General features: G+C 66.9%; 24 protein-coding genes and 1 pseudogene. 7 read left to right on the top strand and 18 right to left on the bottom strand.

The genetic code is table 11. The annotated features are described in order from the left end of the window. Positions 1-21: 21 nt before the first annotated feature. The 8 genes from J2751_RS06035 to J2751_RS06000 form a co-directional block, all read right to left on the bottom strand. Complete coding sequence (locus J2751_RS06035; protein ID WP_209484161.1) at positions 22-774, bottom strand: ATPase domain-containing protein; 753 nt, start codon at positions 772-774, stop codon at positions 22-24. A gap of 2 nt (positions 775-776) precedes the next feature. Next, entirely contained in the window at positions 777-1286 is a 510-nt protein-coding gene (locus J2751_RS06030) for a flagellar protein G (RefSeq protein WP_209484159.1), read from the bottom strand. 1 nt (position 1287) lies between these two features. Continuing rightward, complete coding sequence (locus J2751_RS06025; protein WP_209484157.1) at positions 1288-1776, bottom strand: flagellin; 489 nt, start codon at positions 1774-1776, stop codon at positions 1288-1290. After that, complete coding sequence (locus J2751_RS06020) at positions 1766-3631, bottom strand: FlaD/FlaE family flagellar protein (RefSeq protein WP_209484155.1); 1866 nt, start codon at positions 3629-3631, stop codon at positions 1766-1768. The genes J2751_RS06025 and J2751_RS06020 overlap by 11 nt, the downstream gene beginning before the upstream one ends. A gap of 103 nt (positions 3632-3734) precedes the next feature. Beyond that, positions 3735-4253, bottom strand: a complete 519-nt coding sequence (locus J2751_RS06015) for a chemotaxis protein CheD (RefSeq protein ID WP_209484153.1) — start codon at positions 4251-4253, stop codon at positions 3735-3737. Continuing rightward, positions 4250-5452, bottom strand: coding sequence for a chemotaxis protein CheC (locus J2751_RS06010; RefSeq protein WP_209484151.1), 1203 nt, complete (start codon positions 5450-5452; stop codon positions 4250-4252). The genes J2751_RS06015 and J2751_RS06010 overlap by 4 nt, the downstream gene beginning before the upstream one ends. After that, positions 5452-5808, bottom strand: a complete 357-nt coding sequence (gene cheY / locus J2751_RS06005) for a chemotaxis protein CheY (RefSeq protein WP_209484149.1) — start codon at positions 5806-5808, stop codon at positions 5452-5454. Before cheY ends, J2751_RS06010 begins: the two co-directional genes overlap by 1 nt. Before the next feature lie 117 nt (positions 5809-5925). Continuing rightward, the gene (locus tag J2751_RS06000) at positions 5926-8202 is read right to left on the bottom strand and encodes a BGTF surface domain-containing protein (protein WP_209484147.1); all 2277 of its coding nucleotides are present in this window, start codon (positions 8200-8202) and stop codon (positions 5926-5928) included. A gap of 302 nt (positions 8203-8504) precedes the next feature. On the opposite strand from J2751_RS06000, the gene J2751_RS05995 reads away from it, so the two are divergent. Beyond that, the gene (locus J2751_RS05995) at positions 8505-8975 is read left to right on the top strand and encodes a zinc ribbon domain-containing protein (protein ID WP_209484145.1); all 471 of its coding nucleotides are present in this window, start codon (positions 8505-8507) and stop codon (positions 8973-8975) included. Between the two features lie 85 nt (positions 8976-9060). On the opposite strand, the gene J2751_RS05990 is transcribed toward J2751_RS05995, so the two are convergent. The 5 genes and pseudogenes from J2751_RS05990 to J2751_RS05970 form a co-directional block, all read right to left on the bottom strand. Next, entirely contained in the window at positions 9061-9792 is a 732-nt protein-coding gene (locus J2751_RS05990) for a DUF7500 family protein (protein WP_209484143.1), read from the bottom strand. A gap of 901 nt (positions 9793-10693) precedes the next feature. Next, positions 10694-11146 (bottom strand): annotated as a pseudogene (locus J2751_RS15865) (archaellin/type IV pilin N-terminal domain-containing protein); the annotation flags it as partial. Positions 11147-11148: 2 nt separating this feature from the next. Continuing rightward, complete coding sequence (locus J2751_RS05980) at positions 11149-11757, bottom strand: archaellin/type IV pilin N-terminal domain-containing protein (RefSeq protein WP_209484141.1); 609 nt, start codon at positions 11755-11757, stop codon at positions 11149-11151. A 264-nt stretch (positions 11758-12021) separates the two neighbouring features. Then, complete coding sequence (locus J2751_RS05975) at positions 12022-12720, bottom strand: SHOCT domain-containing protein (RefSeq protein ID WP_209484139.1); 699 nt, start codon at positions 12718-12720, stop codon at positions 12022-12024. A gap of 112 nt (positions 12721-12832) precedes the next feature. Further along, complete coding sequence (locus J2751_RS05970) at positions 12833-13171, bottom strand: hypothetical protein (RefSeq protein ID WP_209484137.1); 339 nt, start codon at positions 13169-13171, stop codon at positions 12833-12835. Positions 13172-13352: 181 nt separating this feature from the next. Between J2751_RS05970 and J2751_RS05965 the strand changes: the two genes are divergently transcribed. Next, entirely contained in the window at positions 13353-13688 is a 336-nt protein-coding gene (locus J2751_RS05965) for a helix-turn-helix domain-containing protein (protein WP_209484136.1), read from the top strand. A 77-nt stretch (positions 13689-13765) separates the two neighbouring features. Here the strand turns inward: J2751_RS05965 and J2751_RS05960 are convergent, their stop codons facing one another. After that, positions 13766-14494 (bottom strand): RAD55 family ATPase, encoded by a 729-nt coding sequence (locus tag J2751_RS05960; RefSeq protein WP_209484134.1) that lies wholly within the window; start codon positions 14492-14494, stop codon positions 13766-13768. A gap of 143 nt (positions 14495-14637) precedes the next feature. On the opposite strand from J2751_RS05960, the gene J2751_RS05955 reads away from it, so the two are divergent. Further along, the gene (locus tag J2751_RS05955; RefSeq protein WP_209484132.1) at positions 14638-15201 is read left to right on the top strand and encodes a HalX domain-containing protein; all 564 of its coding nucleotides are present in this window, start codon (positions 14638-14640) and stop codon (positions 15199-15201) included. 17 nt (positions 15202-15218) lie between these two features. On the opposite strand, the gene J2751_RS05950 is transcribed toward J2751_RS05955, so the two are convergent. Continuing rightward, on the bottom strand, positions 15219-16643 hold the full coding sequence (locus J2751_RS05950; RefSeq protein ID WP_209484130.1) for a single-stranded-DNA-specific exonuclease RecJ: 1425 nt from the start codon (positions 16641-16643) through the stop codon (positions 15219-15221). Positions 16644-16796: 153 nt separating this feature from the next. Between J2751_RS05950 and J2751_RS05945 the strand changes: the two genes are divergently transcribed. Both J2751_RS05945 and metX read left to right on the top strand, forming a co-directional pair. Then, positions 16797-18098: an O-acetylhomoserine aminocarboxypropyltransferase/cysteine synthase family protein gene (locus J2751_RS05945; RefSeq protein ID WP_209484128.1), complete on the top strand. Its 1302-nt coding sequence runs from the start codon at positions 16797-16799 to the stop codon at positions 18096-18098. Continuing rightward, a complete protein-coding gene (gene metX, locus J2751_RS05940; RefSeq protein ID WP_209484126.1) occupies positions 18095-19402 on the top strand; it encodes a homoserine O-acetyltransferase MetX in 1308 nt (435 codons plus the stop codon). Before J2751_RS05945 ends, metX begins: the two co-directional genes overlap by 4 nt. A 72-nt stretch (positions 19403-19474) precedes the next feature. Here metX and J2751_RS05935 read toward each other — a convergent pair whose 3' ends face one another. Next, positions 19475-19915, bottom strand: a complete 441-nt coding sequence (locus J2751_RS05935) for a DUF5807 family protein (protein ID WP_209484124.1) — start codon at positions 19913-19915, stop codon at positions 19475-19477. Positions 19916-20347: 432 nt separating this feature from the next. Between J2751_RS05935 and J2751_RS05930 the strand changes: the two genes are divergently transcribed. Continuing rightward, a complete protein-coding gene (locus tag J2751_RS05930) occupies positions 20348-22816 on the top strand; it encodes a DEAD/DEAH box helicase (RefSeq protein WP_209484122.1) in 2469 nt (822 codons plus the stop codon). 13 nt (positions 22817-22829) lie between these two features. Here the strand turns inward: J2751_RS05930 and J2751_RS05925 are convergent, their stop codons facing one another. Further along, positions 22830-23657, bottom strand: a complete 828-nt coding sequence (locus tag J2751_RS05925) for an MBL fold metallo-hydrolase (protein WP_209484120.1) — start codon at positions 23655-23657, stop codon at positions 22830-22832. Positions 23658-23686: 29 nt separating this feature from the next. Further along, a complete protein-coding gene (locus J2751_RS05920; protein ID WP_209484118.1) occupies positions 23687-24676 on the bottom strand; it encodes a cation diffusion facilitator family transporter in 990 nt (329 codons plus the stop codon). Between the two features lie 101 nt (positions 24677-24777). Here J2751_RS05920 and J2751_RS05915 point away from each other — a divergent pair, with 101 nt between their 5' ends. After that, positions 24778-25806 (top strand): succinylglutamate desuccinylase/aspartoacylase family protein, encoded by a 1029-nt coding sequence (locus J2751_RS05915; protein WP_209484116.1) that lies wholly within the window; start codon positions 24778-24780, stop codon positions 25804-25806. The last annotated feature ends 22 nt before the right edge of the window (positions 25807-25828 follow it).

Raw genomic sequence — 25828 nt, 5'->3', positions numbered from 1 at the left:
TACGCCGACTCGCGCGTCGGGTCACGCGACGCTGCGGCTCTCGATCACGATCCCGGTCCCCGAGCGGACCGAGAACCCGATGGTGTCACCGACCTGTTCGCCCATGCCGGCGAAGCGTTTCACGTTGATCTGCCGGCGGATGTCGTTGCCGACCTCGATCATCTCCAACTGGAGGAACACGTCGGCGATCGACCGGAACGGACCGATCGCGTCGTCGTCGACCGCCGAGGGGTCGACGGTGAGCACGACGACCTTCCCCTGGGAGATGATCTCCCGGAAGAAGGAGATGATCTCCAGGGCCGCCTGTCGCTCCTCGTTCTTCCGGACGAGCGACTCGAAGGTTGGGTCGTTCCGGAAGATGGCGTCGAACGTGTCGAGGAAGATCACGTCCGAGTTCCACATCGCGTCCGCGTTCATCAACCGTTTGAGCAGCTCCTTGCGCTCCCCGTCGCCGTCGGAGAAGGCTCCCCCGGAGTCGAAGTCCGCGTGTAAAAAGAGGAGCTCCTCCTGTAAGAGGGGTTTCACCATGTCGTACTCCAGCGAGTGCATCTGGTCGATGAACCCGCGGACCGTGAGTTCGGTCGACATCAACGTCACCGACGCGCCCTCCTCGACGAGCCCGTAGGCGAACCGCTGGGAGATGGCGCTTTTGCCCGCGCCGTAATCACCCTCCATGAGCACGATGCTCCCGCGCGGGATACCGCCACCCAGCTCCTTGTTCAGTCGGTCGCGCTCGCCCAAGCCGATCGACAGTAGGTTGTCTGCGCGTGGCATGGTTAGGTACCCCCCTCCGGCACGCGGAACTGGAACAGCTCCTCGTCGCCGTTAACCGTGAGGTACACCCGGTGGTCGCTGGTTTCGTCTTCGAGGCTTCCGACGCCGTCCACCTCGTCCAGATCGATAGTGAGTTCGAGGACATCGCCGCGGCTCCACGCCGTCGCGCCGTCGGCGGGGACGAGTTCCCCGCTCGTCGCGTCCGGCCGGACGAAGCGACCGTCGAACACGACGTCGAGGTCGGACCCGTCCGGCGCGAGCCGATAGGTGCCGGTGTTCTTTATCAATAGGGTCACGCTACCGTCGGTGCCCGCGTCCGAGTCGTACACCCCTGCGTTCGGATCGGAGATGACGGTCACGTCGGTCCGGAGCTGCTCCGTCGCGTCGAGTCCGGCGTCGTCGACGGCGGAGCTCACGCGGTCGACGCCAGTCGTGACCGTACCGACCACGCCCGCAGCGATCACGAGACTGGCGATGAACAGGATCAGGTGTGAGACGGGAACGCTCGCCATCTCAGCTGCCCTCCGCCTCCGTCACGACGGCCGTGTCGCGGACGCCGGATTCGGTGACGATGACGACGCGGTCCGCCTCCGAGACGTCGACATCGTCGTCGTCGATCCTGACGCTGAGACGCTCGCCGCCGAGCCAGAGGTCGGTGTCCTCGACGCCGTCTACGCTCGTCGTTACCGCCGGATCCGAACCCACATCGAGGTACGCGTTGTCGACGAGCAGCGTCGTGTCGCTCACGACGAGCCCGACCGAGCCGTCGTTGGTGGCGGTCACGACGAGTTCGTCGGCCTCACCGTCGTCGGTCGTATCCCGAAGTTCGGCCGATTCGACCGTCAGCGCCGTGTTCTGCTGTTCGAGCGCGCGTTCGTTCACGTCGTGTTGGGCGTCCGTGACGCGGTCGAACCCGTTGGCCGCGACGGGGTAGAACGCGGTGAACGCGAAGAACAGCCCGGCGACGATGATCGCCGTGGACGCGGAGACGCTAACGCCCATCTCCCCATCCTCCGTCGGCCGGGTCGCCGTGGTCGGGGCGCGGGTCCGGATCGGTCATCGGCCGGGAGGAACCGCCGTCGGTGTCGTGGGCCGCATTCCGTTCCCGGTGCCCGTCCCGGTTGCGGTGGCCGTTGCTTCCCTCGTGGCGCGACGTGCCGTTCGAGTGACCGTTCCGTTCTCGCTCGCGAGCCCGGCGGCCTCCGCGTGGCGGGGCCGGCGGGCCGCCGCGAACGAGGGAGCCGCCGGCAAGGTCCTCCCACCGGTCGAGAAGCACGGTCTGGGAGCTGGTCCCGTTGAGTTGCGTGATGTACCGCAGGCTCCGGGTGTGGTGCTCCCGCACCAGTTCGGCCGTCCCGGGCCGGTCGATCAGGTTCCGGTCGACCGTACCGAACCCGGAGAGGAAATCGCGGAGTCGCGCCGCGGCGTCGGGACCGACCCACTCGATCCGCTCGTAGTAGTGGATCGCTCGAACCGCGTCGGTCACGTCGCTCTCGCTCACGAGGAACTCCAGCCACTCCATCACGAGCAGGTCTCCGACGTAGTCCGCGGGGAGTTCGGTGAGGTACGGCTTCCGACCGCTTCCGGAGAGGTCGTCGTCGCCGACGTACTCGAAGCCGTCGTCGACCGTGTCCGCGGGGTCGCCCCCCGGAACCGGTCCCCGTCCGCCCGCGGACGAGCGTTGACCGGTATCGTCGTCCGCGTTTCGGCCCGCGTCGTCCGCGTGGCCGTCGACCCCGGTCGAGTCCTCGAATTCCGGCGTGTCAGCCGGGCTCTCGCCGAACTCGTCGTCGAGAGCGTCTTCTCCCTCCGGGGTGTCCTCGAGTTCGTCGAGGCCATCGCCGTCCTCGAACGGATCGTCGTCGTCCGCCGCCGTTTCGCCGCCGGCCTCGTCGGCCCAGTCGGCCTCCCCGGCGTCGTACTCTTCTTTCAACTCGCTGAAACTCTTTGCGTCGTCGTTCATGTCGTCTCCCTCGTCCGCCGATTCGGTCTCGGACGCGGCGTCGGCGGGGTCGCCGGCGTCCGGTTCGCCATCGAGGTCGTCGAACTCGTCACCCAGTTCGTCATCGAACTCGTCATCTAGTTCGTCGTCGAACTCGTCACCCAGTTCGTCGTCGGCGTCCTCCCCCGAGTCGTCCACGTCGTCGTCCAGATCGTCGAAGCCGCCGTCGTCGGGTTCGACCAGTTCCTCGTCGAAGAACCCGTCCGCGTCGGCGCTGGCGACGTCGTCGTCGAGTTCCTCGTCCGCCGGCTCGTCATCCTCGTCGTCATCGAAGAGTCCGAAGGAGTCCTCACCGCCGCCGACACCCTCGAACCCGCTGGATTCGTCGACGAACGGGTTGATGCCGCGGGTGACCATCTCGTAGATGTCGAGCAGGTTTCGCACGTCCTCCTCGATGTCGTCGACCGCCTCGGAGATCTCCTCGTTCTCGGAACGGACCGTCGACACGGTCGAGGAAAGGGTCGCGACCTCCGCTTCGAGGTCGTCGAGACGGTTCTCCAGCTCGTCGGTGTCGGAGCCGCCGCCGCCACCGTCGTCGAAGTCGTCGTCCCACTCGTCCATTCCGTCGAAGTCGTCGAAGCCGTCACCACCGTCCCCGCCGCCGCCGAGTCCGCCACCCCCCATTCCACCGCCCATGTCGCCGCCACCGCCACCGCCGCCACCCATACCGCCGCCACCGCCACCGCCGCCACCCATACCGCCGCCGAAGACGTCGTCGTCACCGCCCATCCCACCGTCGTCGTCGGATCCGTCGTCGTCGAGGAACCGATCGAGAACGCTCGCGCCGACGAGCCCCAACGTGGCGACTGCCAGTCCGACCGTCGAGACGTCCCACACGGGTAGTTCGAGGCCCATTATCGTGATACACCCGCACGGGACACTTCAAGCCACCCCTCAAAATATCAGACATGAAAAGCACAGCTGGCATCGAGGCGGGAAGCTACGTCCCGAAACCCCCTCACAGCGTCCGCTCAAACCCGTCCGCGGCCCGAACCGCGAGCTCCCCGTTCGGACGGTATCGTACCGTTCGACCCACGCCGTCCCCGACGTCACGGGCGACTATCGGGATCCCCGCGTCGGCGAGGGCGCGCTCGGCTCGCTCGACGTTCCGGGGGCCGACGGCGGCCGTGAGATCGAGCATCTCCGCGCCGCCGACGAGCCGCGCCTCCAACCGGTTCGGCGACGCGCCGGCCGCGCCGAGCTCGTCGATGAGCGCGTCGACGCCGCTGTCGACGTATTTTGCCGGGCGGGCGGACGGCCGAGAGCTCTGTGAGTCGTCGGCCGAGGGCAACATCGCGTGGAGGAGTCCGCGTGCGCCCGTGGTCGGATCCACGAGCGCGACCGCGACGCACGACCCGAGCCCGCTCGTCGTGAGCGCGGCGTCGCCGTCCACGACGGCGAGATCACCGACGCCGACCGCGACCCGCCGCGCCGACCCGGACGCATCCCGGCCGCCCGCCGACGATGGATGGCTCATGTCTCGGAGAGTCGGGAGAGCGCGGCCGCCAGCTCCCGCTCGTCGGGGAGCGCGTAGACGTCACACTGTGCCTGGACGCCCTCCGTCTGGATGGCCGCGTCGATGACGAACCCGTAGTCCTGTCGACGACCGAGCTCCGCGACGATCGGGCTGATCGTCGCCGACCCGATGTCGTGGACGAACTCCGGCGGCGAGTGGGCGATCGACGTGCCGAGTACGTTCGCCCAGCCGTCGATGAACCCGCTCGTCATGACGTTGCCGAGCTCACACAGCGCGTTCTCGGCCATGTCGCCGAGCGGGTCGTCGGGCTCGGTCGGGAGCATCGAGGCGGCGACCGCGGCCGCCGACTCCTCCTCGAACAGGATCGCGAGGTAGCCGCTGGGCTCGCCCTGTAGCTCGAAGACGGTTCCAGCGTGCGGCTCCACGCCGACCTCCGCGGGAACGTCCGCGAGGGGGACGAACCGGAGTCGACTCACCTCGACGGTCGTGTCGAGCCCGGTCATCATCCCGATGTTGTCGGCGGCGTTCGTCGACCCCCGTTTCGCCAGCGACGCGAACGTCGACAGCGACTCGTAGGGGACCACGGTGCTGCCGGCGTCTCCCGTCCCTTCGGCGGCCCCCTCCGCGCCGGGCGTGGCCGCGGTCGCGGTCTTCCCGACCACGAGATCGCGGAACGGACCCGAGTCCGGGAGCATGTAGATCGAGAAGTCGAGGTCCGTCGTCGTCGCGTCCAGCCGGCTCTCGAAGAGGAAGACGCCGTCGCCGGCGAGCGCGCCATCGGGGAGGACCGCCGCCCCGTCCGCCTCGAAGTAGCGCGGCGGGGTCATGTCGATCGCCTGTCCGAGGTAGTTCGCCCAGCCGTCGAGGAACCCGCCGAGCGCGATGTTCCCGACCTCCGTCACGGCGCTCCGCCCCATCGACGCGCCGCCGGGGAGCAGCGAGAGGAGGGCGTCCGCCTGTTGGGAGTCGAACGCGAGCACCGCCTCCCCGTCCAGTCCGCCGTCGAGTCCGACGCTCACGCCGATGGACTCGCGGCCGGCGAACGCCTCCGCGAGGTCCTCGCCGCTGGCGACGCTCGCGCCGGTCACCTCGACCGCGAGGTCGGTCCCGGTGAGATCGGCGAGCGCGTCCGCGGCACGCTCTGCCCCGCGCTCGGCGAGGCGATTACAGGCCCCGAGCGCCCGAACATCGACGCGCATTATACCGCCGACCCGATGGCGTCGAGCACGTTCGGTTTCTGGAACGGCTTCGTGATGTACCCCTCCGCGCCCGCCTTGATGGCCGCCTTCATCTTCTCCTCCTGGCCGACGCTGGTACACATGATCACCGTCGCACCCGGATCCTCCTCCATGATCTCCGTGGTGGCCTCGATCCCGTCCCGGATCGGCATCACGATGTCCATCATCACCAGGTCTGGGCCGTGTTCCTCGTACATGTTCACGGCCTCGACCCCGTTTTCCGCCTCGCCGACGATCTGGAACTCACCCTCGAGGATCTCCCGGAGGAGGTTCCGCATGAACTCCGAGTCGTCCGCGATGAGCACTCGCGTCACCATATATACTCGATGTCGGGTCCAGCGATCACTTAACCGCTCGCCCGCGGTTCTCAGGGTTGAGAACTGTCGGCGAACCGGCCGTCGGGAACCGAACGCCGCGTCGCGCGTCGGCTCCGATCACACCCAGTGACCGAGCAGATACGTGGCTCCGACGAGGACGGTCCCGCCGAACGCCTCCCGCGTGCCGATCCCGAACGGGAGGAGCGTCGCCGGCGTGTCGTCGGGAGGGGCGTCCTCCTCGTCCGCGGACGCGTCGTCGGTGTCGCCGGCCCCGTCGTCCTCCTCTGCGTCCTCTGTGGACTCGTCGCCCTCGGAGCTATCCGAATCACCATCTCCCTCCGCGTCTTCGGCGGACTCGTCGTTCTCGGAGTCATCCGAGTCACCATCCCCTTCCTCGGAGCTATCCGAGTCACCATCCCCTTCCTCAGAGTCCGCGGAGATGGTAGTTTTGGCGGGATCTTCCTCCACGATCAGCGTACCGTTCCGTTCGTCGTCGTGGAGTGCAAGTGTGAACGGATACTCCCCAGGTCCGAGGTGGGTACTTACGGACGAGAACCCGACGCGGATCGACTCGTTCGGAGCCACGGTCAGATCGTGGGTTCCCGTGACGTTCCCGTCATCGACGTCAAGTGTGAGGGTACCATCTCCCTCGAGCCCGCCGGCGTTACGAACGTCGACCTCGAGTGCGGACAGGTTCCCGTCCTCGGCGACGGTGACGTTCGCGGGAGCGTCCACGATCGTCAGCCGGTCCGGATCGTCCGTGTCGTCTACGACGACGACGTTGCGCGCGTCCTTTAGCGAGGAACCGTCGTAGAGTTCATAGTTCAGCTGCGTTCCGGGCGACGCTCCGTCAAAACCGCCAGCGATGGAGAACTCGCCGTCGTCGATTTCTAGCGGCGACAGCGTCCGGATCGGCTCGCCGGTGTCGTCCACGAAGTCCGCGGACAGTTCCGTCACCGGGAGAATCGACGTCGTCCCCGTGAGAGTTCCCTCGCCCGCTTCGACGAGGACATCCCCGTCGTTGGTGACGTGGTCGTACCGGAGGAACCGCTCCTGAATGGTGAACGACGTGTCTGCGCTCACACGACTGTCCGACGACTCCCAGTACGGGAACTGCTCGGGAACACCGTTGTCGTCCGCTGACACCGGATCAAACGCCGGGGGCGTGCCGTTGCCGTCGGTGTCGAACCGGTACCGCTCGCCCTCCGCGCCCTCCAGCGCGAACTCGACGGCGAACTCGTCGCCGGGTTCGGGCGTCTCGGTGAACGGACCGTCCGGTCCCGTCTCCAACACTAGATAGAAGCGGCCGGCGGTCGAACCGCTGTCTCCCGTTTCCACCTCGGTCGCGTCGGCCAAAACCAGGCTGATACCGTCCGCGTTGGCGTCCGTCAGGTCGACCTCGGAGCGTCGTTCATTCTGGCCTGGATTAGTCTGTCGAACCCGTAAGGAGACGCCCTCATCGACGTCGAGGAGGTCGCTCAGAACGGCGTGGTCGATCTCCTCGCCGGACTGTACGGGCCCCGCATCGCGCTCCTCGGCGAAGTGGGAGAGCGCGCCCCAGATGCCGCTCGCTTCGAAGCCCAGCACGACGCGGTCGCCCTCCGTCACGACGCTTCGATCGAGTCCGTTCGATTCGAGCGCGCCGAGCGACTCCGCACCGTCACCGTCGATGTCATCGTAATCGTCGGGGTCAGCCGTGGTGAACACCTCGATCTCGTCGTGGAATGTCGGCTTCTCCAACAGGAGTTCCGACCGCTCGACCGTCTCGGCCGGGGTGATGTGTCCGGAGTCCTGTTCGATGAACGTGCCGTTGGAGATCGCGAGCCGGTACCGCTGCGGCACTATCGGGCGAGCAAGCCCGCCAGCGCCAGTCGCGCCTGGGAAATTGCCCAGACTCTCTGCGATGATCTCACCGTCCTCGTCGAGCAGTTCGATGTCACAGGAGACGTCCGGATCACCGCAGCTCTCGACGTTGCTCTCCTCGGTGCCGAGCGTCCGGGTGTTGATCGGCTCGCCGGAGTCACTCTTGAGTACGTCGACGAACCCGACCGACTTCCCGGAGTCAGTAAGGCGGTTCCCGCCGATCAATAGGTACGTGTCCTCGCCGGAAGCGCTGAAGCTGATGTCGACCGGGTCACCCGCGATTCCGGTGTATTCCGGTTGAGCGATCCCACCGCTTAGTTCCAGTCGCGCCGTCTCCGTCGCTTGCCCTGCCGCGATCGTCTCCTCCATCGTGGTCGTCTCCTCCGTCTCGTCCATAGTGGTGGCATTGCTAGCGCCTGTGTCGCCCGTCGAGGCGTCCGCCGGGAGTGCTACTACGCCGGAGCCAGTAAGTGCGATCCCGACGATCGCGAGGAGGCCCACGAGAGCGAACAGTCCGACGCGGAGCGTCAAACGCGGCGAGCAGAGGGCTGACCGAAGGCGATTCGTGGCGGGGGGAGCCGTGTCGTCCGGGGAGCGGTTGGATGTCATCCTGGTGTCCATCGAGTGATCGGCGGCGGGCCGCGGGGCCGGCAACCGCGAGTTGGACGAGAGTCCACCACTCACCGACTAAAGCGTACCCTCCCGATTATCACGCTGGAAAATTGAATCTGCGGTTCGGAGGGGATAAACAGGAGATCGGCCGACAGCAACGGGATCGAACGGTAGACCGTTCCCGAAGAATTAACTCCGATGGGAGCGCGGTTCGAACCAGCATGGCATCGTGTCCGCGCTGTGAGGCGTCGATCGACGAGGGCGACCGGTACTGTCGGGAGTGCGGTGCCCCGCAGACGGAGGACGCGGCCGAGGAGCTCGACGAGTACGTGAAGCGGCAGGCCAAACAGGTCGCGGGCAGCGGGGGCGGTGGCGGCGGCAGCGGCGGCGGCGGAGGTGGCTCGGGCGGCAGCAGCGGGTCGGACGGGTTCGCAGACATGGCGGAGCTCACCGACCGCGAGCGGCTCTGGCGACGCGGCTGTTACGTCCTCGGCTACGGGACGATCGTGATCGCGCTCACGCTCGTCCCGGCGATCGGGTCCTTCTTCCTGATACTGGGCGGGATCGCGATCCTCCCGCCGATCCGACGGCTGACCGCGGAGCCGCTCGGCAGCCCGCTGAAACGTGAGGTGATGGTCGGGCTGTACGCGATGTTCGCGGTGATCGGAGTGATGCTGTTCGTACTCCTATAAACCACCGGTACGGCGAAGCGGCCCCACCCGACGGCCCTCATAAACCGCCGGCACACTCGCCCACGTACCACTTATAAAGACGCAGTCAGTCGATCCGGAACCCGCCTTCCTCCTCGGCCGCTCGGATCAGGTCGCCGATGGAGTCGTTCGCCGAGAGTCCTTGACTCGCCGCGAAGCGTTTGATCGCGACGGGTGGCACGTCGACCGGGGTGTCGGCGGCGACGAGGAGTAATCCGAGTGCCTCCGAGGGGGGTGACTCGGGGCCGGCGTTCGAGACGAACCAGGAGACCAGCGTGTCGAAGGTGGCGACCACGTCGTTGGACACCATTCGGTTTCTGGCGGTGGTGCCGTTCGCGTGGAGCGTGACGTCGAAGCCGTAGTCGAAGCCGTCGTTCTCGAAGGAGGTCGCCAGCCACCGACTCACGGCCTGCCGGTCCACGCCGCCGCCACCACCGCCCGGGGCGGCACCGCCGCCGCCACCGCCGGCTCCGCCCGCGGCAGCCCCACCACCCGCACCGCCCGCGGCAGCACCGCCAGCGCCACCGCCCGCGGCAGCACCGCCCCGCGGGTCGTCGTCGACCGGCGCGCGCTCGGCGGCCGGCCGGGGGTCGTCGGGCGACTGGAACCCCGCGTCGGGGTCGTTCCGTCCGGCGTCCTGCGGGGCGCGGCCGGGTCGGACGTTCGGCCGGCCGTTCGTCCCGACGACGTACCGACCCTCCCCGATCTCGACGACGCTCTCGTCGTCGGTGAAATCGAGGTCCTCTGGGTCGGCCGGCGTCGAGTCCGGGTCCGCGGCCGGTGTATCGCGGTCGCTCATGGCGTAGTCGTTATCGCGCGAGAAAATAGGTGTTCCGGGCGGAGGGATCCGCCACGAAGGTGGTTCGGGGGCTATTCGAGGCTCGTTAGAGCCGGACCGCTTCGCCGTCCTCACTGAACAGGTCGGGGGCGTTCAGCTCGACCTGGGTCGTCGCGCCCGCGGGCGAAACGATGTCGAGCGTCGCCTCGTTGCTCTCGCCGAACGCGGCACCGTCGTCGACGAACGCGCCCGATCCGGGGTTCAGCAGCACGGTGTACTGGTTCTGCCCGTCGAGGACGGCCTCCGAACCCGAACGGAACGCGCCGTCGGAGCCGACCGCGAACTCACCGGGGTTGAGCTTCTCGATCTGGTTGAGACCGAGTGCTTCGGAGATCGTCGTAGTGTCATCACCGGACCCACTGGCGGTGTCGTCGTCTGAAGTTTCAACGGACAACTGAAGACCCTCCTCAAGATCTAAGTCCTCTTCGACCACGTTAACCACTTCTACACCATCTCCGTTATCATCAACATCAAGCACCGTCAGGGGATCCGTCTCTCCGTCCTCGAACAGGAGAACCCGGTCATCATTCCCCTCGGTGTTGAATGCCACATCGAACTCAGTCGTGTCCTCACGGATCTCGTTCTGGATTGCTGCCGTATCATCAGTATCAGGAACGTCGTCCGGATCCTCAAGCCCTTCCAGTTCGACTGCGACCACGTCGCTACTGTCGGTATCTTCCAATTGGTCCCCTTGATCATCAATGAATTTGGCCGTGATCGTGTCACCATCACCGATCACGAGCTCGGAAATGTCGATATCGTTGATATCGTTCTCATTGACGTTGGAGATATCAACCGTTATCGATCCGGCTTGACCATCCCCATTTCCATCGTTGCTGACTTCAATCTCTTCTATATCGTCGTTGGTGATCGTACTGACGCCGACTTGCACGCTCTCGGCATCATCTGGGACTTGCTCCTGAAGATCCAGTTCGTCGTCATTATTGGGAACATCAACCACGAACGCCCTATCAGTGAACACGAGGTTCTCCTGTCCACCGGGACCGACCGCCTGGATCGTCGTGTCGGTCAGGTCGATGTCGTCCGCGCCGGGCGCGCCAGTCACGGTAATGCGCATCTCATCGAGCGTTTCCGTATCACCGCTGACGATCCCGACCGAACTCATCACTTCGATCCGCTCGGACACCAGATCCGTACTCTCTTCGCCCGTTGCCTCCGCCTGCGACTGCAGGAATCCTGCCGTGTTGATCAGGACGCCCGCGGCGATGGCGGCGACCAGCACCATCGCGATGAACACGATGAGGGTACCGATACCCACCTGACCGCGGTCGTCGTTAGTTATGAACTCGAACATTGTTATAGCCTCACTGAGTCGCCGTCGTCACCGACGAGCGTCGTCGGGACGCGGATCTCGGTCGTCGTCGATGCGCTGGCCGCGGTCGTGAACGTCACGGTGAGGTCCTCGCCCTCGTTGAGCTCGTAGCCGGCGTCGTCGAACACACCGGCGTCCTCGAGATCGACCGTCACTTCCGCGCGGTCGCTGTTGTCGGTGAGGACGTTGTCGTTCCCGTTCGTGAAGATGTTCACGTCGGCCGGGTCGTCGTCGCCGAGCTCGAACGTCTCTTGGCCGTCAGCGCCGATCAACTCGACGGTTACCTCGTCGAGGTCGACGTTGTTCGCGCCGGCCGCGGACGCCACGACGAACTCGAGCGTGCCGATGCCCTTCTCGCCGGAGCCGGCAGCGTCATCCGAGATGACGCCCGACTGGCTCACCACGTCCAGCCGCTCTGACACCTGTGCTGTACTCTCTTCGCCCGTTGCCTCCGCCTGCGTCTGGAGGAACCCGGCGGTGTTAATCAGGACGCCGGCGGCGATCGCCGCCACCAGCACCATCGCGATGAACACGATGAGTGTCCCGATTCCAACCTGACCGCGCTCTTCCTCATCCAGTATGGATTCGAACATTGTTTGTTGTGTGGGCCCCCGGCCTCCCCGGCGGGCGTTATCGAGAGGTAGGTGAATTCATACTTAATCGCTTCCACCGAATTATCCGACCTGATAACACGCTGTGGTCATGCGGTTTTTGGGTTATTTGTGACTGTTTAGTTACAGAATACAACAACGACTTCGCAGCGTGGTTATTAGATATGGATCTGGGAGCTTCGACCGGAAACCGTGGCGCTTCAGCCGCTGGACAACGCTGCGGGACCGCTCCGGCGTTCGCCAGCCTCAGCGACCGCGGCGAGAGGACTCGCGCTCCCGACGCACCGGGTCCTGCTCGGCTCGCCGATCACGCTCACGGCGGGGCGCGGGCTCGCGACGTGATTCGCGTTCCTGACGTGACTCGCGTTCCTGACGTGACTCGCGTTCCTGACGTGACTCGCGTTCCTGACGTGACTCGCGTTCCTGCGTCGACTCCGCACGCGTGCGCTCGGCGTCGACCAACCGCTCCAGCCGGCGCTCGAACTCCGCGTCGTCGATCTCGCCGTCGACGTACCGTCGCTTCAGTCGCTCGATCGGCGTTTCCACGGTCGCTTCCGACGCCTCCCGCTTCTTCATCGCCTCGTCGACGAGGTGCCCGCCGAGCGCGGCGCTACCGATCACGTACATCGCGCCGAGAAGCGTCAGCGCGAGCACCCCGACGGTCGCGGCCGGCGAGACGGTCGCCGCGACCCCGACTGCGACGAACGTCAACGGCAGCGACAACAGCGCCACCAGCGCGCCCGCCGCGGCCCCGACGCGACCCCCACGATCGACCCCGTCGGCGTTGTCCGTCCAACTCGCCACGCCACCGCCGATCGCCGGAGCGACCAGCCCGACCACGGGTAGGACCCCCACGAGCACCGTGACGCCGGCACCGACCCCGGCGCGACCCAGAAGGCCGGAAACCCATCGGTCGAGCCGCGCGCTCCGCGCGCGTTTCTCCATATCACGGATACGGGAGACGGCGGGAAAACACCCTCGCCGGCCCGTCAGTCCCGACCCGAGCACCCATCGAGGACGCTCGGCGCGGTCCACCCATCGAGGACGCTCGGCGCGGTCACTCCTCGCGCAGTCGCGACAGCTCCGTCTCGGGGATCACGAGCTCCTGCGTGCCCGGCTCGTAGACGGCGAGGCTCCCGGCGACGAGCGCCATCGACCCCGCGATCAGCCCGGTATTAATAAGCAGCAGCGCCTGCGCGTCCGCGAACGCCGTCCGAAACGCGGCGACCGGCGTCACAACCGCGGCGACGACGACCAGTCCGAACCCGACCGCGAGATACGCCATCGCCGTCCGACCCGACGACCGATACGCGGACAGCGCGAACGCCAACAGCGTCGCGCTCGCGCCGGCGAGCACGGTGGTCGTCACGAGATACAGTCCCTCGATCAGTTCCATACACACCCTGCTCGGAGTCGACGTATAAACCCACGGCGGCGGCTATCACCTCCGATAACACGCGCTTCAACGTCAACGAAATGACCGATACGAGCCGCTCACACTCCCGAGGGATGGCGTTTCGTGAGGAGACGCGTCACCGGTATCCTTTTAAGCCAAAGAATCAATGCCGATAACGTGAATGGTGGGAGACGATCTGATCACCGTCCTCGGTAATAAGTACAACACGGACATCCTGACGGCGACGGGCGACGCGATGTCCGCACAGGACCTGAGCGACGAGCTGGACGTACCCATCGCGACGTGCTACCGCCGGATCAACGAGTTGGAGGAGGCGGATCTGCTCGAACTCCACGACCGGCCCCTCTCGGATGAACACCGACGGGTGAAGGTGTACCGCCGGAAGGTCGACGGGGTCGAGGTCGACTTCCGCGACGGGCTAACGATCGAAGTCGAGGAACGCTCGGCGGTGAAGAACCGCCTCGACGACGTGTGGCGCGACCTCTCGGAACGATAGCGACTCGGCGGTCGGAGGTCGACGGTCGGAGGTCGACGGTCGACGCCATCCGATCGGTCTCCCGGCCGTCGGACGGGTTAAAACGACGGCTCGTCGGACTGACTCATCATCGAGAACCCGCCCGCGCGCTCGTGGACCGTGATCCCTCCCTCGCCGATGTCCATCGGGAAGATGTCGGTGTCGATGTCCTGTTTCCGCATCTTCGCCACCCATACGTAGCGGTTGACCCCCGAATCGGTCGGCGTCTGGATGAAGTAGATGTTCCCGTCGGTGAGGAAGTTCTCCAAGCCGACCTCCGTGTCCGGGAACACCGCACCCTGCTCGTTGATGAGCAGCGAGGTGAGCCCGTTCGATTTGAGGATGTCAGAGAACTTCAGCAGGTAGGTCCGCTCCTCCTGTTCGTCGCTGAAGAACAGCTGGAACATCGACAGCGAGTCGAGCACGAGTCGGTCGAACGACTCGCCTTCGAGCGTGTCGAGGAGCTTGTCGACCGCGGTGGAGAAGTCGGTCTCCCGGAGCATCTCCCGTTTGTCGAGGATCACGACCTCGCCGTCGTCGACGAGTTCGCCGAACTGGTTGAGGCCGACCGACTCCGCTGCCGCACGGATGTCCGCCTCGTCCTCCTCGAAGGAGACGTAGATTCCCCGTTCGCCGTGCTCGGTCGCGCCGTGATGGAGGTACTGGATCCCGAAGATGCTCTTTCCCGTTCCGGGGTTTCCGGAGACGAGGACCGTCGATCGCTCCGTGATGCCGCCGGTGAGGATCGAGTCGAGTCCCTCGACCCCGGTAGAGACGAGTTCTGACATTCGTCCCGTGCTTGGCGACGAACATATATAAAAGACGATCCGTTCGGTTGACGGCGGGACGCCGACAGGTTTATCTCTCGACACGCCGCCCGTTCGTGTATGCGCGGCGAATCGTCTCCCGAGATCCGCGGCGGTGGTCGCCAGTGAGCGACGCGTCAGTGCTCATCGTCGAGGACGAGCCGGACATCGCGGCGTTGTACGCTGGCTTCCTCGAGGAGCGATACGACGTCACCGTCGCCGAGACAGCCGCCGAGGCCATCGACCTCGTCGACGAGAGCGTCGACGCCGTTCTCCTCGATCGACGGCTCCCGGACGGCAGCGGCGACGAGGTGCTCGAACACATCCGTTCCGGCGGGCTCGACTGTCGCGTCGCGATGGTGACCGCGGTCGAACCCGACTTCGACATCATCGACATGGGGTTCGATCTGTATCTCACGAAGCCGGTCAGCCGGTCGAACCTCCTCACCGCCCTCGAGACGCTGTTGACTCGGACCGAGTACGACGACCTCCTCCAGGAGGCCGCGTCGTTGGCGAGTAAACGGGCCGTTCTGGAGGCGCAAAAACCGATCGCCCAGCTCGACAGGAACGAGCCGTACGGGGAACTCGTCGAGCGGCTGGAGGAGATCGACGCGGACATCGACGACATCGGCGAGTCCCTGTCGACCGACGACTACCGGGCGATGTTCCGCGACATCGGCGAAGCCTGACTCGGCGTTGAGCGCCGTTATGAGGACAGCTGTTCGCCCACCAGCGCGTCCGCCGCGTCGAGGAACGCGTCCCGTCCGTCCGCCGGGATCGTTGCCCCGGCGGCGACGTCGTGGCCGCCGCCGTCGCCGTCGACCGACCGGCTCGCCTCCCGCATCACGACCGAGAGGTCGAGCCCCTGGCGGACCAACCGTCCGGTCCCCCGCGAGGACACCTTCAGCTCCGTCGCGTTCTTCTCCGCGAAGGCGATCACGGGTTTCGAGCGGTCGACCGCCGGCGACCCGGCCGCCATGCCGGCGACGATACCGACGATCGTCTCCCGAATCCGCGAGCCCGCGTCGAACCACTGGAGGTGCTCCTCGTCGGTCACGCCCTCGTTTTTTACCCACTGAAGCCCCTTGGAGAGGTTGCGTCGGTGGGTCCGGAGCAGGGAGCGCGCCTCCGCGAGCGCCGCGTCGCGGTCGCCGAGACACACCGCCAGCCCGACGTCCGCACGCTCGTAGCGGGCGGTCGCGTTGAGCAGCGTCGAGAACTCGCTGACGTCGCGGAGCTCGGTGCCGGGCTCCTCCTCGACGAGCGTGTAGGAGGTGCCGACGAGCGTCTCGATCCGGTCGGACGGGACGCCGGAGGCGACCGCGCGCCGCATCAGCCCCGACGCGAGCGTCCGGCGCTCGTCGCCGTCGAGGTCGACCCAGCGCCGCCACTCCCCGTCGGATTTCACGTCGATGTCGAGCTCCCGGAGGAACGATATCGCTCCCGCCTCGTCGTTCGAGATGCCCGGGATCCGGACGTCCGAGGCGTACTCCAGTAGCTTCGGGAGCGGTCGCGTCTGTCGGCCGTACAGGTCGAGGTCGGTTCGCGTTTCGAGGACCCCGGCGTCGACGCCGTCCGCGACGATCCCCTCGTTCGCGCCGACGAGCTCGCCGCTTCCGTTCTGCATGTCGCCGACCGCGCCGACGACGGCGAGGGCGGCGAGGTCGCGGTTGTCGCCGTCGGGGCCCTCCAGCGCGCGGGCGAGGACGTAGCTCGCGCCCGCGCCGGAGAGCTCGCTCGCGCCGTCGATCCCCTCTAGCAAGGGATTGAGGTGGAACTCAGTGTCCGACTCGGCGGGCTGGTGGTGGTCCGCGATCACGGGGACGAAGTCGCCGCGGGCCTCGTGGTCGGCGATGATGTCGAGCTGGCCCGAGCCGAAGTCCGTAAAGAGTACCACGTCGAACTCGCGGGCGGCGATCCCCGCGACCGACTCAGCGTCGAGCTGTTTCTCGAAGACGACCTCGTGGTCGATGTCGGCCCGTTCGAGCGCCGTGGAGGCGATGGCCGCGCTGGTGAGTCCGTCGGCGTCGATGTGTGACGCGAGCAGGACCCGGTCGGCCGCGCGGAGGCGATCGGCGCAGTCGCGAGCGCGTCCCCCGAGGTCGGGAACGGGGTGGTCGGCTGCTGCCATTGTTCCCCGTTCGGTCGGCATCGGGGATAAACTCACGCTCCGGTCCGCGGACGGATCGGCGTCGATCCACTCGTGAGCCGGCGTGTCGCACGGAGCGGCAGCGCTTGCCGTAACTGGCAGTTATAGAAGTCTGGGGAGATATGCGTGTTATACATGACACGTGGGTTCAACACCCGGAGTCTCCACGCCGGCGCGGAGCCCGATCCGGAGACCGGATCGCGCGCGACCCCGATCCATCAGACGACCTCGTTCGTCTTCGACGACGCGGACACGGCGGCGGAGCTGTACGCGCTCCGGGCTGAGGGTCACATCTACTCCCGGCTCTCGAACCCGACCGTGACCGTTCTGGAGGACCGGATCGCCGACCTCTCCGGCGGCTCCGACGCGGTCGCGACCGGCTCCGGGATGGCCGCGTTCGACGCGATCACGACCGTGCTCGCGAGTGCGGGCGACAACGTCGTCGCCAGCTCGGAGATGTACGGCGGGACGGCCGCGTACCTCACGAGCATCGCGAACCGTCGCGGGATCGAGTCGCGGCTCGTCGACACCCTCGATTACGACGCGTACGCGGACGCCATCGACGAGGACACCGCGTTCGTCCACGTCGAAACGATCGCCAACCCCTCGCTCGTCACGCCCGACTTCGAGCGTCTCGCCGAGATCGCCCACGACAACGCGGTCCCGCTCGTCGTTGACAACACCTTTGCGACCCCGTATCTCTGCCGACCGTTCGAACACGGCGCGGACATCACGTGGGAGTCGACGACGAAGTGGATCACGGGCAACGGGACGACCGTCGGCGGCGTGGTCGTCGACGGCGGCCAGTTCCCGTGGGACCACCCGGACGCCGACTACGACGAGCTCGACGGCCAGTCGCCCGCCTACCCGATCGACTTCGTCGAGCGGTTCGGCGACGCCGCCTTCGCCAACGTCGCCCGCCAGCGCGGCGTCCGCCCGACCGGGGGCCAGCAGTCGCCCTTCGACGCGTGGCAGACGATCCAAGGGGTCAACACGCTCCCGCTGCGAATGGACCGCCACTGCGAGAACGCCCGTGCGGTCGCCGAGTTCCTCCGCGACGACGACCGCGTCGACTGGGTGACCTACCCCGGCTTCGAGGACCACCCGAGCCACGAGAACGCCGCCGAGTACCTCGACGGCTACGGCGGCATGGTCACCTTCGGCGTCGACGGCGGGTTCGAGGCCGCGAAGACGCTGTGTGAGTCCGTCGATCTGACGAGTTTCCTCGCGAATATCGGCGACGCGAAGACCCTCGTCATCCACCCCGCCTCCACGACGCACGCACAGATGGATCCCGAACAGCAGCGGCTCGCCGGCGTCTTCCCGGACATGCTCCGGCTCTCGGTGGGCATCGAGGACGTCTCGGACGTGATCGGCGACCTCGACGAGGGGCTGGCTGCGGGCGAACGCGCGGTCTCGGAGGCGGAGGGGGAATGAGTTCCGTTCCCTCCGACCGCGGCGTCGCCGGGCTCGGCGAGTTCGAGTTCGAGTGTGGACAGTCGGTTCCGAACTTGGAGGTCGCCTACGAGACGCACGGCGAGTTCGACGGCGACAACGTCGTGTTGATCTGTCACGCGCTCACCGGCAGCCAGAACGTCGCGCGCTCGCCGTCGCCGGGTCGGGAGGGAGGAAGCGGCGGTGCCGGACAGTCCGGGCAGGCTCGCGCGTGGTGGGACGACATCGTCGGCCCCGGAAAGGCGATCGACACGACGGAGTACTACGTCGTCTGCGCGAACGTCCCCGGCTCCTGTTACGGCACCACGGGACCGGCGAGCGAGCGCCCGGCGGGCGTCGACCTCCCCGACGGGGCTCCCCCGGACCACGACCGGTGGGGAACCGCGTTCCCGCCGGTTCAGGTCGAGGACTGGACGCGCGCACAGCGGCTCCTGCTCGACCGCCTCGGCGTCGGTCGGCTGCGGGCGGTCGTCGGCGGGAGCGTCGGCGGCATGAACGTCCTCGAATGGGCGAAGCGATACCCGGACGACGTCGACCGGATCGCCGCCATCGCGACCGCGGGGCGGCTGGACGCCCAGTGTCTCGCGCTCGACGCGGTCGCCCGGCGGGCGATCCGCGCCGACCCGGACTGGAACGGCGGTCACTACTACGGTGAGGATCGGCCCTCTCCGGACGAGGGGCTCGCGCTGGCCAGACAGATCGGCCACGTCATGTACCTCTCGAAGGCGTCGATGGAGCGGAAGTTCGGCCGGCGATCCGCGGGTCGTGACTCGCTGACTCGCGAGGACGGCGATCTCGGCCTGCCGCCGGAGCCGACGGCGGCCTTCTTCCCGTATCGCGAGGTGGAGTCGTATCTCGACTACCAGGCGGAGGGGTTCAGCGAGCGGTTCGACGCGAACAGCTATCTCTACCTTACGCGCGCGATGGACGAGTACGACCTCGCCGCGGGCCACGGCACCGACGCCGACGCGATCGCGGCCTTCGAGGGGGAGACGCTACTGATGAGTTTCACTGCCGACTGGCACTTCACGGTCGAGCAGTCGGCGTCGCTGGCGACCGCCTTCCGCGACCGCGACGTCCCCGTCGCGCACCACGTGATCGACTCCGACCACGGCCACGACGCGTTCCTCGTCGGGCCCGAACACGTCGGGCCGCCCCTGCGGGACTTCCTCGCCGACGGCGTCGCCGGACGCGCGGTCGACGACGACGCCCCCGAGTCCCCGCGCGAGGACACCGACCACGAGCCCGACCACGCGCCCGTCCACTCAAGCCTTTTTAGAGGGTGAGCGGGACGGGCGGGGCGACGTGACCGAGTATAAAAGGGACGATCGGTTCACCGGCGGCCGTTTATATCCGTCTTAGGCGCGCTCGCCGACGATCCACTTGTGCGAATAGCTCTCGCCGCAGGTACAGTGGGCGTACGCGTGGACCACGTCGCCCTCGGCATAGAGGCCGCCGACCTCCTCGTTTTGCCCCTCCGCGAACGCGAAGACGAACCGGACGCGATGCTCCGCGTCGGCGTCGTCCCCGTCCGCGAACGGGCACACCCCGTCGTCGAGCGACCGGGTTATCTCTCCCTCGGCTCCCATCGCCTCCTTCGCGAACTCCATCGCACCCATGCCCGTGCCGGCCTGAAACGCCGAGCGGCCGGTCTCACCGTCGAGGACGAGTCGGACCCCGTTGTCGGTTTCCGTTCCGACCTCTCGGAGTCGGGAGTCGTCGTCGAGGTAGTCGTCGCTCACGTAGAACACGGCGTCGTCGAGCCGGTCGCCGGCGAGGAACTCGTCGAGCTTGCTCATGCCGGCGACACGCGCGTGAACCCTAAAAGGGACGCGTGTCGGAGCCGCGGCCGACGCATGAACCCGGGATCTCCGCGACCGACCGACGCACGGACCGCCGACTGACGCACGGACCGCCGACTGACGCCCGACGGGAATCGGAGTAAAGACTATTAGGGATCCCGGAGATCGACCGTGTGATGAACGCACATACACCGTCCGGGGACCGACTCGTGGAGTGGGCCGAGTTGGTTGACGAGGACGTGCCGGACGATCTCGACGAGGACGGCCGCCGCCGACGGTAACCCCGCGGCGTTATCACGGTTCGTGATCGGTAGGGCCCGCCCGCGGTCGACGGTTGCGGTAGGGATGCCGCCCGCGGTCGTCGACGCCGAGTATCACTTTCACCCCGCATCGCGAAGCCTTTAGGCCGATGGCGGCGAATCCCCGTCGATGGCGACAGAGGCCACCGGGATCGACCACCCGTTGCTCGTCGACGACTTCCTCGAGTCCCGTCGCTACCAGCTACGGCTCGCGGACGCTGCGGTCGACGACCACACGCTCGTCTGTCTCCCGACCGGCCTCGGCAAGACGACGGTGAGCCTGCTCGTCACCGCGAGACGGCTCCACGAGGCGGGCGGCACGGCGCTGTTTTTAGCCCCGACCAAGCCGCTCGTCCAACAGCACGCCGACTTCTACCGGGAGGCGCTGACGATCCCCGACGACGAGATCGTCGTGTTCACCGGCGACGTGAAACCCGACGACCGCGCCGCGGTCTTCGAGGACGCTCGGATCGTGATCGCGACGCCGCAGGTCGTCGAGAACGATCTGGTCGGCAATCGGATCTCCCTGCGCGACGTGACACACCTCACCTTCGACGAGTGTCACCGCGCGACGGGCGACTACGCGTACGTCTACATCGCGGAGCGCTACCACGCCGACGCCGCCGACCCGCTCGTCACCGGGATGTCGGCCTCGCCCGGCGGCGACACCGAGGAGATCGAGACCGTGTGTGAGAACCTCGGGATCCGTAACGTGGAAGTGATGACCGAGGATGACGCCGACGTCGACGAGTACACCCACGACACGGACGTCCGCTGGGAGCAGGTCACCCTCCCCGACGAGGTGATCGCGATCCGCGACGCCCTCAACGAGGTGATCACCGACCGGCTGGAGAAGCTGAAGCAGTTGGGAGTCACGAACAAGACGAGCCCCGACCTCTCCCAGCGCGACCTCAACGAGATGCGCGGGAAGCTGAAGAAGATGATGGACAACGACCAGTCGGACGGATACAAAGGGATGAGCACCCACGCGGAGGTGATGAAGCTCCGCCGCGCGACCGAACTGGTCGAGACGCAGTCGGTCGAGTCGGTCCGTCGGTACTTCGAGCGCCAGCGCGAGGCGGCTCGGTCGTCGGGAGCGTCGAAAGCGAGCCAACGGATGATCGCGGATCCGAAGGTACGGGAAGCGATGCGGAAGGCGGAGGCGTTCGACGGGCTTCACCCGAAGTTCTCGCAGGCCCGGATCCTGCTCGCGGAGACGCTCGGTATCAACGAGGGCGAACGCGCGATCCTCTTCACGGAGTCGAGAGACACCGCCGAGGCGCTCGTCGAATTCCTCGAAGCCAGCTTCGACGTCCGGAAGTTCGTCGGGCAGGGCGACAAGGAGGGCTCCGACGGGATGACCCAGAAACAGCAACAGGAGACGCTCCAGCAGTTCAAGGACGGCGAGTTCGAGGTGCTCGTCTCGACGAGCGTCGCGGAGGAGGGACTCGACGTGCCCGAGGTCGACCTCGTCTGTTTTTATGAACCCGTCCCCACCGCGATCCGCTCGATCCAGCGCAAGGGCCGGACCGGCCGGCAGGCGAAGGGACAGGTGGTCGTGCTCATGGCCGAGGACACCCGCGACGAGGCGTTCTTCTGGATCTCGCGGCGGCGCGAAAAGAAGATGGCCAACCAGCTCGCAGAGCTGAAGGCGGCCACCGACGACATCGAGGAGACCGTCGGCGACGACGGACAGGCGGGTCTCGACGCGTTTAGCGGGGGGTCCGGAGAGGAAGACGCAGACGCCGGATCAGCAGTCACCGAGAACGGGAACAGCGCCGAGGTCGGAGACGCCAACAGCGCCGAGGTCGGAGACACCGACAGCAACGCTGACACCACGGGCGACGCCGGCCTCACCGACTTCGCCGAGGAGGCCCGAGACGGAGACGACATCGACGACGACGCCGACGGGAGCGACGACGCCGTCGTCGCCACTGCCGGCGTCGAGGACGGGGTCGAGGTCGTGATCGACCAGCGCGAGCTCGACTCCTCCATCGCCAAGTCGCTCTCGACTCATGACGAACTAGTCACTCGGCTCGAAACGCTGGCGGTCGGCGACTACGTGCTCTCCGACCGGGTCGCCGTCGAGCGGAAGTCGGCGGCCGACTTCGTCGACTCCATGCTCGACGCGGACCGGTCGATGTTCGAGCAGGTCGGCGAGCTCTCGCGGGCGTACGCCCGCCCCGTGCTGATCGTCGAGGGGACGAACCTGTACGGCCAGCGCGACATCGACCCGAACGCGATCCGGGGCGCGCTCGCGTCGCTCGCGGTCGATTTCGGCATCAGCGTCCTCCGCACGGAGAGCGAGACGGACACGACCGAGTTGCTGGCGACGATCGCCCGCCGCGAACAGGAGACCCGCGACCGCGAGGTGAGCGTCCACGGCGAGAAGACGACGAAGACCCGCGCGGAACAGCAGGAATACGTCGTCTCCTCCATCGCGGACATCGGTCCGATAACGGCTCGCGGGCTGTTGGAACACTTCGGGACCGTGGAGGCGGTGATGACCGCCCGAGAGGAGGACCTCCTGGAGGTCGACGGGGTCGGGCCGGTGACCGCCGAGCGGATCCGCGAGGTCGTCGGCAGCGAGTACGAGTGATGGCATCACCCAATTACAGTTCGTACACTTCTCCATCGACCGCCAGCGGCTCCGCGAACGCCTCCTCCGGCGGGTAAAAGTGTGCGAGGTGGACGAGTCGCGTCCGGTCGGCGTCGAGCTCGTCGGCGAGCGCCAGCGCGCCCTCCCGAGTCATGTGTTTCGACCCGAACGTGCGGGGGACCCCATTCGAGTCCTCGTGTCGTCCGCCGATCGGGTGATGCTCACACAGCGACGCGGGAACGATGGCGTCCGCTAACAGGAGGTCCGGATCAGCGAGCGCCTCGCGGGAGCGCTCCGGAACGTCGTAGCTCGTGTCGCCCGTTAGCGAAAGCTTCGCGCCCGTTTCGGGGTCCTCGACGACGAGCCCGAAACAGAGGAGCGGCGGGTGATCGACGGGGACGAACCGGACCTCGAACCCGCACGTCTCGAAGGGTTCGAACGGCTCGCGGGCGTGGACGCCGATCCGGTCTTCGAGGTAATCGTACTTGTCGCGGATCGTCTCCGCGACGCTCTCGTCGGTGGCCGGGTCGGTCTGATTTGGCGCGTGGACGGGGAGCCCGTCGACCAGCCGGTAGACGTTGCCAAGGCCGTCGAGATGGTCGAAGTGGATGTGTGTCACCACGCCGGCGTCCGGAAGCGGGACGTCGTTCGCGAGGAACTGGCTCCGAAAGTCGGGACTGAAATCGACGAGCAGGGAGTCGCCCGTCCGATCGTTGGTGACGTGGACGGAGAACCGCGAGCGCGACACGCCGCGATCGCGGGCCGCCTCGCAGGTGTCACAGCCGCACCCGACGGTTGGCGTCCCCGTCGTGTCGCCGGTTCCCAGCAGAGTGACCCGCATTCTCGTGTGGTCGTCGATCGCGCACCGACTTAGCGTCCGTGGTCGCCCCGGTCGAATTCGTCCGCTACCGTGCCGCCGTCGTCTCCGAACGGATACTCGCGTTCAACCCGTTCGGACTCGGCCTCGACGTATATCCGGTCCGCCTCGGAAACGGTCTCGCGGACGGCGCTCTCGACGGCGTCGATAGCGTCCTCCACGCCGGCCGTATCGAGGCCCGGATCGAAGGCGATCTCGGACGCAACGAGCACCGAGTCCGGGCCGAGATGCATCGTCCGGAGATCGAGTACCCGCTCTACGCCCGCAACGTCACCGATCGCCTCCAACAGCGCCTGCCGCTCGGTTCGAGTAACGCCTTCACCAACCATGAGCCCCCGATTCTCCCAGGCGAGCGCCAGCGCGAACCCCATGAGCAGAAGCCCGATAACAGCGCTCGCGGCCGCGTCGTAGACGGTGTTCCCCGTCACGTCGGTGAGAAACACGCCGAGGATCGCCGCGACGACGCCGACAATTGCGACGAGGTTCTCCGTCGCTGCCGTGATCAGCGGCCCGTCCTTCGTTCGGCGAAACGTGCCGTAGAGATCCTCGAACCCCTCTTCATCGGCTTCTTCCTGAACCGCCTGATAGGATTTATAGAAGGCGTACAGCTCGAAGACGAGCGCAACGCCGAGCACGACGTAGTTGATACGAACGTCGACCGCGCGGAAGGGCGTCCCGAGCGCGGCATACCCCTCGCGGACGGAGGCGTACCCCGCGACACCGAAGAGGAGAACGGTAACGACGAACGCGAAGACGTACTGCTCCTTGCCGCGGCCGAAGGGGTATCGGCGGCTAGGGCCGGCTTCGCTCAACCGGAACCCAACAAGCAGGAGGAGCTGATTGCCCACGTCGGACAGCGAGTAGTACGTCTGGCTCAGCATGCTCGCGTTGCCGGTCGCGAGGTACGCGAGGAACTTCGCGACCGCGATGGCCGCGCTGGCAACGAGCGAGACGTACACGACGAGACGCGTCGACGTCGACATCTGTCGGGAATCGACGGGGACACGGGTTGTAGGTTGTGGTCGCGGAGGCGTCCGGGGGCCTGACCCCTATTTATAACCCCCATCGGAACCGACACGGCGATATGTACGACAGCCACGAACTCGTCCTCGCGCGGCTTCCCTCGGGAGTCCCGATCCGAACGACCGTCCACGTCTATGGCGAAGGAAGGCTCGTCGAGGACGGATCCGGCCCTCGGCTGGAGACCCCGGACGACGGCGGCCCCGTGGTGTACGCGCAGGCCGCCCAACACGGCCGAGAGGTGAACGGTGCGGCGGTCCTCCGCCGGCTCCACGATCGACTCGTCGGTGACGGTGAGTCAGGAGACAGTGCTGGCGAGCTCGCCGGCACGCTGGTGGCGGTTCCGGTCGCCGATCCGCTCACCTTCGATCACGTCTCGTACACGACGCCGGAGGCGCTCGACTCGGTTCACTCGAACATGAATCGGTGTTGGCCCGGCGATCCCGAGGGGACGCTCCACGAGCGGATGGCCGCGAAGCTCTGGTCGTTCGCGAGCGCAGCCGACGCCGTCGTCGACTTACATACCGGGTCGCCGTCGATGCTCACGCACACGGTCTACATGCGCGGGGACACGGAGTGTCGGACGCTTGCGGAGGCGTTCGGGACGGACCTGCTGCTCGCCGAGTCCGCGGGCGATGACGCCGACACGGAGTGGTCCGAACGCGGGTTCGCCGGGAAACTCCGGGTCGCTGCCACCCGAGAGGGAATCGCGACGATCACGCCGGAGCTCGCACACAGTCGAGAGATCGTCGAGACGGCGGTCGAGACCGGTGTTGATGGGATGGTCGGGGTTCTACGTTCGGTGGGGCTCCTACCGGGCGATCCGCCGTCGTGGGACGGAACCGTTGCGCGCAACCACCTCGGGCGAGTGACGGCGGTGGAGTCGGGACTGTTCCGGCCCGACCCGGACCTCGAGATCGGCGACGACGTACGCGACGGCGACCGCCTCGGCGAGCTGTACGACCCGACGACGTTCGAGACGCTTCAGACCGCCAAGGCGGACCGCGACGGGATCGTCTACTCCGTCGCGCGCGAGTCGACGGTGACGGCGGGGTCGACGCTCGTCGGCGTCGCCGAACGCATCGACGACTGAGGCGGCGACCGATACCGTCGAG

The sequence above is a fragment of the Halorubrum alkaliphilum genome, assembly GCF_017873815.1.
Taxonomy (GTDB): Archaea; Halobacteriota; Halobacteria; order Halobacteriales; family Haloferacaceae; genus Halorubrum; species Halorubrum alkaliphilum.
Note: the sequence above shows the minus strand (reverse complement) of the source record. Positions and strands in the feature narration are given on the sequence as shown.